The 13,368-nt window shown below is 30.0% G+C and carries 10 protein-coding genes; all 10 read left to right on the forward strand.

What is annotated here, in order from left to right:
- On the forward strand, positions 1-523 hold a 523-nt coding region (locus IR151_RS12815; protein ID WP_227434959.1), incomplete at its 5' end, for a M20/M25/M40 family metallo-hydrolase.
- A gap of 139 nt (positions 524-662) precedes the next feature.
- Positions 663-2,033 (forward strand): dihydropyrimidinase, encoded by a 1,371-nt coding sequence (gene hydA / locus IR151_RS12820; RefSeq protein ID WP_227434960.1) that lies wholly within the window; start codon positions 663-665, stop codon positions 2,031-2,033.
- 17 nt (positions 2,034-2,050) lie between these two features.
- On the forward strand, positions 2,051-3,457 hold the full coding sequence (locus tag IR151_RS12825; RefSeq protein ID WP_227434961.1) for an amidohydrolase family protein: 1,407 nt from the start codon (positions 2,051-2,053) through the stop codon (positions 3,455-3,457).
- A 78-nt stretch (positions 3,458-3,535) separates the two neighbouring features.
- On the forward strand, positions 3,536-3,982 hold the full coding sequence (locus IR151_RS12830; protein ID WP_227434963.1) for a (2Fe-2S)-binding protein: 447 nt from the start codon (positions 3,536-3,538) through the stop codon (positions 3,980-3,982).
- A gap of 39 nt (positions 3,983-4,021) precedes the next feature.
- The gene (locus IR151_RS12835) at positions 4,022-4,816 is read left to right on the forward strand and encodes an FAD binding domain-containing protein (protein ID WP_227434965.1); all 795 of its coding nucleotides are present in this window, start codon (positions 4,022-4,024) and stop codon (positions 4,814-4,816) included.
- Positions 4,806-7,097 (forward strand): xanthine dehydrogenase family protein molybdopterin-binding subunit, encoded by a 2,292-nt coding sequence (locus IR151_RS12840; protein WP_227434972.1) that lies wholly within the window; start codon positions 4,806-4,808, stop codon positions 7,095-7,097. The genes IR151_RS12835 and IR151_RS12840 overlap by 11 nt, the downstream gene beginning before the upstream one ends.
- Positions 7,098-8,411, forward strand: coding sequence for an amidohydrolase family protein (locus tag IR151_RS12845; protein WP_227434974.1), 1,314 nt, complete (start codon positions 7,098-7,100; stop codon positions 8,409-8,411).
- 35 nt (positions 8,412-8,446) lie between these two features.
- Positions 8,447-9,532, forward strand: a complete 1,086-nt coding sequence (locus tag IR151_RS12850) for a dihydroorotate dehydrogenase (RefSeq protein ID WP_227434977.1) — start codon at positions 8,447-8,449, stop codon at positions 9,530-9,532.
- Between the two features lie 249 nt (positions 9,533-9,781).
- Entirely contained in the window at positions 9,782-10,630 is an 849-nt protein-coding gene (locus IR151_RS12855) for a hypothetical protein (RefSeq protein WP_227434979.1), read from the forward strand.
- Positions 10,631-11,988: 1,358 nt separating this feature from the next.
- Complete coding sequence (locus IR151_RS12860) at positions 11,989-13,341, forward strand: solute carrier family 23 protein (protein ID WP_227434981.1); 1,353 nt, start codon at positions 11,989-11,991, stop codon at positions 13,339-13,341.
- The last annotated feature ends 27 nt before the right edge of the window (positions 13,342-13,368 follow it).

The raw sequence follows: 13,368 nt of genomic DNA on the forward strand, positions 1-13,368 counted from the left end.
AGGTGATGGAATATTAGTTTTAACAGATATAAAATCTTCTCCATATCCAGGTGCATCAGTGGTGCCAGATTATTGTAAAGCTACTTTTGATAGAAGATTATTAGTTGGAGAAACAAGAGAAGGAGTATTAGCTCCAATACAAGCATTATTAGATGAAATGATGAAAGAAGACTCAGAATTAAATGCAAAAGTTTCTTATGCATCTGAAAAAGCTGACTGTTATACAGGAAATACTATAGAAAGTGAAAGATTCTTCCCAGGTTGGTTATATGATGAAGATGATGAATTTGTTCAAGCAGCATATAAGGGATTAAAAGAGGCTGGAATAGATTCAGAAATAACTCAATATTCATTCTGTACAAATGGAAGTCATTATGCAGGTGAAGCTGGAATAAAAACAATAGGATTTGGTCCTTCTAAAGAAAATCTTGCTCATACAATAGATGAGTACATAGAACAAGAACAATTATTTATAGGAACAGAAGGTTACTATGGAATATTAAAATCTGTATATGGAAAATAATATTTAGTTCACAATAAATTATTTAAATATAGTCTAGAGGTGCTAAATTTAGCACCTTTGGCAAACATAAATTTATGTAAACAATATAAAATTAAAATTCTAAAAGAATCTACTAGAGCTTAAAAGTTAGGAGGTATATATGGGAACAATACTAAGAGGTGGAACTATAATTACCTCTGATAAAACTTATATAAGTGATTTAAGAATAGAAGATGAAAAGATAACTGAAATAGGAAATGATTTAGAAATAAATAATGATAAAGTAATTGATGCTACAGGGAGACTTATAATTCCTGGAGGTATAGATACACATACTCACTTTGATATGAATGCAGGCTCTATAACTACTGCTGATAATTTTAAAACAGGAACAAGAGCGGCTATAGCTGGAGGAAATACCACTATACTAGACTTTGCAGAATCAAGTGAAGGAGAAAATCTAATACAAGGTGTAGAAACATATCATAAAAAAGCAAGTGGAAATTGTTATTGTGATTATGGATTTCACATGACAATCACATGCTTAGATAAAGATACATTTACGCACATGGAAAAGCTTATTTCAGATGGAATAGTATCCTTTAAAATGTATATGGCATATGAAGGTATGAAAGTAGATGATGGAACAATATACAAAGTACTAAAGGAAGCTAAAAGCCTAGGTTGTATAGTTGAATTTCATTGTGAGAATGGAGATTTATTGGATGCATTAATAGAAGAACGTTTACAAAATGGAGATTTAGAACCTAAATATCATCCACTTACAAGACCAAACATAGTTGAGAAAGAGGCTGTTTCAAGACTTGCTGATATAACTGAATTGTCAAACTCAAAATCATATGTAGTTCACCTAAGTTGTAAAGAGTCACTAGAAAGTATAAAGATAGCTAGACAAAAAAATGTAGATATGATAGTAGAAACATGTCCGCAATATCTATTATTAGAAGATAGTTTATATAATAAGGATGAATTTGAGGCAGCTAAATATGTAATGTCTCCTCCACTTAGAAAAAAAGAAGATATAGATTTTCTTTGGAAAGGTTTGTCTGAGGGTGATATTCAGACCGTGGGTACAGACCATTGTTCATTTAATTTTAAAGGTCAAAAAGATTTGGGAATTGATAATTTTAGTAAAATACCAAATGGAGCACCAGGTGTTGAACATAGATTATCTCTTTTATATACATATGGGGTTTTGGAAAATAGAATAAGTGTAAATAAATTTGTAGAAGTTACTTCCACAAATGCTGCTAAAATATTTGGGATGTATCCTAAAAAAGGTGAAATAGCTGTAGGAAGTGATGCAGATATAGTGATTTTAAATACAGATAAAGAAGAAATAATCAGTTATAAGAATCAAAAACAAAATGTAGATTATACTCCATATGAAGGAGTTAAAGTCAGATGTAAAGTTGAAGATGTTTTTTTAAGAGGAAAGCATGTAGTACAAAGTTGTAATATCATGGAGCAACCAGCAGGTCAATATATTAAAAGAAAAATTACTAAATAATGCAGGGGGAAATAAGAATGATGGATATACTTATTAAGAATGCCATAATAGTAACTGTAAACAAAGAGAGAGAAGTTATTTTTGATGGGGCATTAGTAGTAAAAGATAACAAGATTGCAGATATTGGGAATTCTAAAGAAATAGAAAGTAAGTACACTGATGTTAAAAAGGTAATAAATGCTAAGGGCAAAGTCCTATTCCCAGGTTTTATAAATACACATAATCATTTATTCCAAACTTTATTAAAAGGATTAGGAGATGATATGGTACTTAAAGATTGGCTAGAAACTATGACATTTCCAGCAGCCAATTATTTAGAGCCAAAGGACACTTATGATGCTGCAATGCTTGGCTGTGTGGAAGGTCTTAGAAGTGGTATAACAACAATGGTTGACTATATGTACCCTCACAGTAAACAAGGTCTTTGTGATGGAATAATAGATGCTTATAAAGAATTAGGAATAAGAGGAATACTTGGAAGAGGATGTATGAACACAGGTGCTCAATTTGGAGTTCATCCTGGAATAATGCAAGATGTAGAAACGGTTGAAAAAGATGTAAGAAGATTGTTTGAAAAACACCACAATACAGAGAATGGAAGAATCAAAATAGGAGTAGCTCCAGCAGCAATATGGTCAAATTCTCAAGAAATGCTTGAGATGCTTTGGAGAGTAGTAAAAGAATATGATGATGCTTTATTTACAGTACATATATCAGAAACTCCTTTTGATAGAGAAGCAGCAAAAGAATTGCATGGGCAATATGACATAGATGTTTTAAAGAAATTGGGAATACTTGGACCAAATGTACTTATGGTACATTGTGTATATTTAACTGAAGAGGATATGGAACTTACTAAAAAATATGACATGAAGGTGTCTCATAACACAGCAAGTAATATGTATTTATCTTCAGGAGTTGCACCAGTACCAGAAATGCTTAAAAAAGGAATAACAGTTAGTTTAGGCGTAGATGGAGCTGCTAGCAATAACTCTCAAGATATGCTTGAACTTATGAAATTAACAGCACTTCAACATAAAGTTAATAAATGTGACCCATTAGCAATGTCAGCAGAAAAAGTTCTTGAACTAGCGACTATAGATGGAGCAAGAGCTATTGGAATGGAAGATGAGATAGGTTCACTAGAAATTGGTAAAAAAGCAGATTTACTAATATTTAATCCAATGCTTTCACCAAAAGCAATACCTATGCATAATCCAGTGTCTACATTAGTATATTCTTCTAGCATGAAAAATATAGAGAGTGTTATAGTGGATGGAAATATAATAATGGAAGATTCAAAAATATTAACAACTGATGAAGAAAAAGTATTAAAAGATGCTCAAGATACAGCTGAGAGACTTTGTGTAAGAGGGACTATAAAGAATAGAATGGAAGGCCATAAGTGGAATAGTCTTTATTAATAAATACAATATTATTCTTAAATAAATTAAATATAGTATAGACTTTGGCTTAAAAATATGAGTTTTGAGGTGATTTATTTGATTATCAAATGTACCATAAATAATAAAGAAAAAGAATTGAATGTAAGACCAGATGATTTTTTAGCAGATACATTAAGGGAAAATGGATATGTAAGTGTTAAAAAAGGTTGTGATACTGGCTCATGTGGTCTATGTACAGTAATGGTAAATAACAAAGCTGTGCTGTCTTGTAATTATCTTACTGCTAGAGTAGAGGGACAACACATTACAACACTTGAAGGCGTAGTAGATGAAGCTAAGAAATTTGGGGATTTTCTTGCGGATGAAGGCGCTGACCAATGTGGATTTTGTGCTCCTGGATTTATAATGATGGTTTTAGCAATGAAAAGAGAACTTCAAAATCCAACAGAAGAAGAAGTTATAGATTATGTAAATGGAAATCTTTGTAGATGTACAGGATATAAAGGTCAACTAAGAGCAATACATAAATATTTGAACACTTAAATTTTTTAAGTGAAAATTAAATTGATATGGGGAGAGAATATGATAACTATAAAGGAATATGTAGTTCCAAAAAGTTTAGATGAAGCTTATGAACTGCTAATATCAAGAAAAAACAACATAATACTTGGAGGCTGCGGATTTTTAAAACTAGGTAGCAAAAATATTGGTTCAGCAATAGATTTAAAAGACCTAGGTTTAGATTATATAAATGAAACTGAGAATAGTATATTAATTGGAGCAGATACAAGTTTAAGAACTTTAGAATTAAATAAGGTTATTAAAAATTACTGTAGTGGAGTAATTTCAAACGCTGTTTCTAATATAGTAGGAGTTCAATTTAGAAGTGGAGCTAGAGTGGGAGCTAGCGTATTTGCTAAGTATGGATTTTCAGATTTAATACCTTCATTACTAGTAGTAGATGCAAAGGTTAAGTTATATAAAAAAGGGGTTATGAATTTAGCTGATTTTTTAGAAAGTGAGCTTGAAAAAGATATATTAATGGAAATTATATTACCTAAAAAAGATGCTATAGGTGTATTTGATTCAATAAGAAAATGTACAGGTGATTTTGCGGTATTAAATGGGGCAATGTTAAAAGAAGGAAATTCTTATAAAATTGCAATAGGAGCTAGACCAAGAAGAGCAAAGATTGCATACAAAGCAAGTGAAGTGCTAAGCTTAGAAAATGATGCAAACAAAGCTGGAGAGGTATCAAGTGAAGAACTTTCATTTGGAAGTAACATAAGAGGAAGTAAAGAGTATAGAAAAGATATGGCAAAAGCATTAGTTGTTAGAATGTATAATAGTATTGGGGGTGAGTTTAATGGTAAATAAAGAAGTAAGAAAAATAGATAGTGAAGCCATTGTTACTGGTAAACCAATATATACTGAAGATTTAATTTTTCATAGGGATGTTTTGACTGTTAAACTTCTTAGAAGCCCACATGCTTTTGCAAAAATAAAAAATATTGATATAAAAAATGCATTAAAAGTAAAAGGTGTAGTAGATATATTTACTTACAAGGATGTACCAAATTATAGATATTCAATGGTTGGAGAATCATATCCAGAAGCATCACCTCATGACCAATTAATACTTGAAGATATAGTGAGATATGTAGGAGATGAAGTTGCTATAATAGCGGCTGAAGATGAAAGAGCAGCTATTAAAGCAATGAAACTTATAAAAGTTGAATATGAAGTAATGACACCAATATTAGATGCAAGAGAATCAGAAGGTAATAAAATTTTAATACATGAAGAAGATGATTTGTTTTGTCCGTTTGATTTTGGATTAGATGCTACAAAAAATATAGTATCAAGAGAAAAAATGGGTAAAGGTGATGTAGAAAAAGAGTTTAAAGAGTGTGATGTGATAGTAGAAGAATCTTATATGACTCAATCACAAGCACATTGTATGATGGAAACTCATAGAGCTTACACATATATAGATACTAATGGTAGACTAGTAGTAACTTCTGCAAATCAATCAGCTTATCATATGAGAAGACAGGTTTCAAGAGCATTGGGAATACCTCTTTCAAAGGTGAGAGTAATAAAGCCAAGGATAGGTGGAGGTTTTGGTGGAAAAAATATAGCTGTAACAGAGATATATGCGTCATTTGTAACTTGGATGACGAAAAGACCAGCAAAACTTATATATACTAGAGAAGAAACTTTTGCAATGACTAATACTAGACATCAGATGTTTTTTGACATAAAAGTTGGAGCAGATAAAGAAGGAAATATAAAAGCTATAGATATGAAAGCATTAAACAATACAGGTGCTTATGGTGACAATGGACCTTCAGTTTGTTCCGAGTCAGGGCATAATGTGCTTCCAACCTATAATAATGTACCTGCAATAAAGTTTGATGGAAGGACTGTATATACTAACTTAGTTCCAGGGGGAGCATTGAGAGGGTACGGAGCAACTCAAGGTACATTTGCACTTGATTGTGCAATAGACGAATTAGCACATAAACTTAATATGGACCCAACAGAAATAAAATTAAAAAACATTATAAAAAAGCAAACTGAAGGCGGAATAATGAATTTTCCAATAAGAAGTTGTGCACTTGATGAATGTATAATTAGAGGCAAAAAGCTAATTGGATGGGATGAAAAATATCCTGTTATAGATATTGGGAATAATAAAGTAAGAGCTGTTGGAATGTCAGTTGGAACTCATGGTTCTGGTATAGCTAACATAGATATGGCAATAGTAAATATGAGAATGGATGAGGATGGAACTTATAAGTTATTTTCTGGGTCTTCAGATTTAGGAACTGGTTCTGATACAATACTTGCACAAATTGCTGCCAAGACACTAAATACATCTATTGATAGAATTTCTGTTTATACAGGAGATACAGATATGTGTCCATATGATACTGGAGCATATGCTTCTTGTACTACTTATGTAACTGGAAATGCTACAATAAAGTCAGCTGAAAGTTTAAAACAAAAGATATTAAAAGTAGCACAGAAGAAATTAGACCTACCAATCGATGATTTAATGCTATATGAAGACAGAGTTTGTTATAGTGAGGATGTAGAAAAGTTTGTTTTATTAAGTGAATTAGGAAGAGAATCTGTTGGTGGTGGAAATCAAGATGTTTTATACTCATCTGAATCTTATGGGATAAAAGAGAGTGCAAAACCATTTTTAGCAGGTTTTGCAGAGATTGAACTAGATAAAACAACAGGTGAGTTTAAGGTGATAAACTATGCTTGTTCAACTGATTGTGGTACAGTTATGAATCCTGCACTTGCAAGAATACAAGTTGAAGGAGGAGTAACTCAAGGTATAGGGCTTGCAATGTATGAAGATCCTAGACATGGTTCTGATGGTAAACTTCAGACTTCTAATTTGTTACAGTATAAAGTTCCAACAAAAAAGGATATAGGAAATATATTAGTAGATTTTGTAGATAATTATGACCCAACAGGACCATATGGAGCAAAATCTTTAGGAGAGATAGTTATTCATACGCCAGCACCAGCAATAGCAAATGCAATTTTTAATGCAGTAGGTGTGAATATAAGAGAACTTCCTATAACTTCTGAAAAGGTTTATATGGCTATGAAAAAACTAAATCAGGGAGGTAAATAAATGGTTGCTATAAAAAGTAAATACTTAATATCTTCTGCTGATGAAATATATACAAATCATGCTGTTGTAATAGAAAATGACATTATAAAAGATATATTGCCAAATGAAGAAGTTGAATTAAAATATAAAGATATTTCAGAGATAATAAATAAATCAGATGCCATAGTAATGCCAGGCTTTATCAATGGGCATATGCATCAATATGGAGTGCTTTCTAGAGGAATACCAGCAAATGTACATTTTACTGATTTCGAAGGATTTTTAAATGACTATTGGTGGCCGTTTATAGAAAATAGAATAGGACTAAAGGAAGTAAAAGCCACAACTAAAGCATCTGCAATAGAACTTATAGAATCTGGTGTAGTAGCATTTTGTGACACATTAGAAGCTCCAAATACAGAAAAAGGAACTTTAATTGAGCAAGGGAAGATACTAGAAGAAATAGGAATGAAAGCAGTTTTATCTCTAGAAAGTTGTGAAAGAATAAGTTATGAAAATGGGTTAAGATGTTTAGATGAAAATTCTAATTTAATAAAATGGTGTAGAGAAAACAGTAAATTAATAAATGGAATAATGTGTACACATACTAGTTTCACATGTTCAGATAAATTTATCAAAAAAGCTAAAGAAGATGCAAGAAAATTAGAGGCACCAATGCAATTTCATTTATGTGAGAGTATATATGAACCAAACTACTCTAAAAAACACTTTAATAAAAAAGCAGTTGATTACTACAATGATTTAGATATATTAGATGAGACTGTATTAGCGTCTCAATGTGTAAAAGTAGATGATGAAGAGATAGATATATTAAAGGAGAAAGGTGTAAAGGTAGTTCACATGCCTCTTAGTAATTGTGAAGTAGGTGGCGGTTTTTCTCCAGTTCCACGAATGATTAAAAAAGGCATAAAAGTAGCATTAGGCACAGATGGATATATAAATGATTTTTTTGAAGTTATGAGAGGTGCATTTTTAATGCATAAATCAGTTGAAGAAGATGCATCTGTAATGCCCGCAAGTTTAGTATTTAAGATGGCAACAGAACATGGTGCTTATGCATTGGGACTTCAAAAATCAGGAAAAATAACAGTTGGTAATAAAGCAGATATAATAGTTATGGAAGATGAATTTAAAACTCCTGTAACACTTGATAATATATTTGACCAGATAGTAGTGCAAGGTAAAAAAGAATTTATATCAAATGTATACATAGATGGTAAACATATTTTAAAAGAAAAACAATTGGTTAACTTAGATAAAAAAGCTATTGTTAAAGAAATGAAAGATGTTGCCTGTGAATTCTGGAAGTTTTAATAAATGTAAATAAATATGAAAAGGGGAAGTAAATAATGTATAATTTTTTAGGGAAAGAATTAAAATCACCTTTTATAATAGGTTCAGGTCCGTTGACATATAGTGCAGCTGGATGTAAGATACTAAGTGATGCAGGAGCAGGAGCAGTTGTTACTAAGACAATAAGAAAAGAAAGAGCTATAAATCCAGCACCTCATATGGTGAGAAATACAGCTAATGCTCTTTTAAATAATGAGAAATGGACAGATTTTGAACCAGAGCAATGGATAGATTTTGAAATACCACAAATGAAAAAAGATGGAACTGTATGTATAGCTTCAGTAGGTCATACAATAGAAGAAAGTAGTGAACTAGTAGAAAAGATTGCAAATGCAGGAGCTGATTTTATAGAGCTGGTATCTTATGACTATAGAGATTTAATACCAATGCTTAAGGATGCGAAAGAAAGAGTGAATATACCAGTAATAGTTAAACTTCCTCCTATGATAGATGAAATAGGGGCTTTTGCTAAAAAATTAGAAGAAGCAGGAGCAGATGCAATAACTGCTTGTGATTCTGTAGGACCAGCACTTAGAATAGATATAGAAACTGGCCAACCTTTATTAGGTGGAAATGGAATTGGATATTTAAGTGGAGAAACTATTAAACCAATAACTCTACAAAGAATATATGAAATAAAAAAAGAGGTAAATATACCTATAATTGGATTAGGTGGATGTGTAAGTGGAGATGATGCTTTAGAGATGATTATGGCAGGTGCTGACTTCGTTGGTATATGTTCAGTAGTAATATTAAAAGGAGCTCAAGTAATAGCTAAAATACACAATGACCTAAATTCTAATCTTGACAGACTAGGATATAAAACTATAGAAAATGCTTGTGGGGTAGTACATAAGCATATGGGAGAGGTAAATGAAAGACTTAGTTTTGAATTTACTTATGATGAAGAAAAGTGTACTAAATGTAAGATGTGCGAGAGAGTGTGTGCATATCAAGCTAGAAAATTAAATGACAAGATGGAATTAAATGAAGGTGAATGTAGATATTGTGGTCTTTGTATATCAGTATGTAAACCAAAGGCACTTGGAAGAAAGATTTCATGTCCAGAATTAAATGCATAAGATGTTTTATAAAAAATATAACTTCAAAAGATAAAAATTTATATACAGATAAAGGATACCATATTAAAATGGTATCCTTTTGTTTGTAATTATTATTTTTAGATTTATATCTATATTAATTATTTTTTGTAGTAATTATACATAATAATTTTAATAATTAAATTTATAACAACTATTTTAGATATATATGTTAACATTGTATAGCATTTGTATAAGATGTTATAATAATTAATAGGGATGGTGATGTAAGTGGAAGATAAAATTTTAGAATTATTACATATTATAAATAAAGATGTGGTTAGCATGAAAAATGACATGTCAGAAGTAAAACAAGAAATAAGTGTAATGAAAGAAGAAATAAGCGAAGTGAAACAAGAAATATGCATAATAAAAAATGACATGTCAGAAGTAAGACAAGAAGTAAGTGTGATGAAAAAAGAAATGAATGAAGTAAAACAAGAAGTAAGTGTAATGAAGAAGGAAATGAGTGAAGTAAAGCAAGAAGTAAGTGTAATGAAAAAAGAAATGAATGAAGTAAAACAAGAAGTAAGTGTAATGAAAGAAGAAATGAATGAAGTAAAACAAGAAGTAAGTATAATGAAGAAAGAAATGAGCGAAGTAAAACAAAAAATAAGTGTAATGAAAGAAGAAATGAATGAAGTAAAACAAGAAGTAAGTATGATGAAGAAAGAAATAAATGTAGTGAAAGAGAATTTACATGAAGTTAAATTAGAAATGAACTCTATGCAAAATAAAATAAGTAGTGCAAGTAAAGATATAAGTGAAATTAAAGCAGAAAGTATTGTAGTTAATGAAAAACTATATGAAATAGATGTTAAAGTAGATGCCTTAGAATCTGAAGGAAAATCAATTAAAGAACAACAAATTGAACAAAATAGTATTTTAGGAAGTTTATTACATAACTCTGAAATAAATAAAGCTACTCATGATAATATGGAACATAGTATAGCACATATAAAAGGTGATACAAACTCCATAAAAGAAGATGTTTCAGAAATAAGAAGAGATTTAAATTTAGTAGAATTAGCTACAAGCAAAAATTGGAGCGATATTGTAAAATTAAAATCAGCTAGATAATCTTTTAATTACATTAACTTATCATCCATAAAAGTATAAACTTTCATATAAAAATAGATGCTTATAATAGTCTTACTATTTATTATAAATTTTAGAAATTAAAATAAAAATTTGAGAAAAGATCATTTGAAAAATACTTTTGGTCTTTTTTTTTATGTAATTATAAAAATATCATAAAAATAAAATTTAAAATTTGCTTAATAAAAAATTACAGAACAGTTGGAATAAGTAAATTTTTATCAAGGAAAGTATAAAAAAATTATTCTATGCAAATGTATGCAAATATTGGCATTAAAATTGCTGTATAGAAATAATAAATAGTAATGTACATAAAGATTGTATTATACAATAGTATTACTATTTTTAATTATAGATATTGGTTTATATCTATATGCTAGATAGAAACTTGTATGTTTTATGTTGCAGATACAAATATAGTAAAGGAGAGTACATGGGTACAACTGAGATACATAGCTTATTAAGTTTTTCTGTCTTATGATAATTATATTATAAAATATTCATAAATATTTTGATTTTCAATTTGAAAATTATTTTATGCTTAAATTAATTATTATGTAATTAATTTAATAACAAAAACAGTGAAAGAGTAAATAATATTATTTACAGGGGGTAATAAAAAAGTATATTAAATAAGTTGTACTTTTAGCCCCGTACATAAAGAAATTTATGTAGGACACAACTTTAAAACCAGTAAATCCTAAAGCCTTGCAACTACAATAAAAGATAGAAAGAAACTTTTATGAATGTGGTGAAAACCAGAAATAATAGCAAGGATGGTATATGGTGAGAGCCTAAGTACTTTACAATGGACATTTGGTCGCCAAGCCTAGAAATAGGAAGGTCAAACGACTATCTCGAAAGAGAGTACACTATAAGCTATTGATAGTGGAAACGGGTTGCTCTTAACAGGTAATGCTGAAGATGAAGAAATAGTCTACGCTCATATGAAAGTATGAGGTCACTTAAGATTAAAGTGGCATCTATAAAGTAGCGTTTATAGGTAAATGTTTAAAACTTACAAGATATAAATACTTATGAAAACTTATAACTTATAATGATTAAGATTGAAAGATTTAGATTGGATTAGAATTGTTGTAAAAAATTTTAAAGTCCATAGCTACAATACTCTTATATTTGTAAAGCACTATAGAACATATACAAAATAATAGAATAAATTTAATTGTTAATAATTAAATTTGTTGTACGTGATTTTTAAGTATAAAAACTTAAATGTATTACTGAGTATAGTAAGATTTATAAAAGTCATTTAATTTAATATATTAAATTTTTAAGTATTTATATAATTCAATAAGTTTTATGTAACGGGAGTTTTTATTATGAAAGCAAAAAGTACATCAAAATTTGAATTAGACGGAATACCACCACTAAAGGAAGCAATACCTTTGGGGTTACAACACTTAATGGCAATGGTAATAGGTAGCTGTTTACCAGCGATACTAGTTGCAAATGCGGCTGGACTTAATCATAAAATGTCTACACTATTAATTCAAGCTGCTTTAATTTTTGCAGGATTATCAACTTTGTTACAATTATATCCAATACCATTATTTAAAGGTTTTAAATTGGGAGGAGGAATACCAGTTATAATGGGAGCTACAGCAATGTTTATAGGAGCTGGAGTTTCTGTTGCAGGCAAGTATGGATTACCTGTCTTATTTGGCTCTCAAATAGTCTCTGGTATAGTGATAATCATAATTGGTTTTGGTCTTAAAAAAATAAGGTTTATATTTACCCCAGTCGTATCTGGTACTATAGTTGCATGTATGGGTCTTGGACTTTTTCCAATAGCTATAAAAAACTTAGCTGGAGGTATGGGTAATGAGACATTTGGACAACCAATTAATTTTATAGTTGGAATAGCTGTATCACTTATGATATTAGGATTAAATAAATATGGAAAAGGATTGTTTAAAGATGCATCAATATTAGTTAGCATAGTTTTTGGATATATTTTATCACTAATTTTGGGAATAGTAAATTTTTCTTCAATTCAAGAGTTTACTTTGGTTGCACTTCCAAAACCACTTGCTTTTGGATTGGATATAAAGCTTGAGGTTGTAGTAATGTTTTCAATAATATATTTGGTTGAAATAGCTGATATTATGGGAGCATGTACACTTTCTACAGTAGGAGGACTTAATAGACAAGTTACAGATGAAGAACTTTCTTCTGCTGTTTTAGGAAATGGAGTATTATCTACAATAGGAGCATTATTTTCTGCTACTCCAATGGGAATGTTTGGTCAGAATTCTGCAATCGTTTCTAATACAAAAATTATAAGTAAATTTGTATTAGCTATTGGAGGCATTGGATTATTTCTGGCGGGAGTATCACCTTTATTAGCTAATTTAATCAGAACAATACCTCCTTGTGTGGTTGGAGGAGCAACACTCGTAATATTTTCAACTCTTACAACATCTGGATTAAGACTTGTTAGTATGGATGGTTTTAATCAAGAAAATAGTATGATATTAGGTCTTTCTATGGCAACTGGGATAGGATTTATGGTAGTTCCTCAGGTTCTTGAAAAATCTCCAAAATTTATAGAAACACTACTTGCAGATTCAAGTGTAGTTTCAGGAGCTATGGTTGCTATAATAGTTCAAGGTTTATATATGATAAAATTTTCAAAAGGTAAGGACAATAAAAATAAAAAGGAAAATATATAGAGTAAAAAACTAATAGAATTAAATTAA

Source organism: Clostridioides sp. ES-S-0006-03 (assembly GCF_020662275.1).
Classification (GTDB): Bacteria; Bacillota; Clostridia; order Peptostreptococcales; family Peptostreptococcaceae; genus Clostridioides.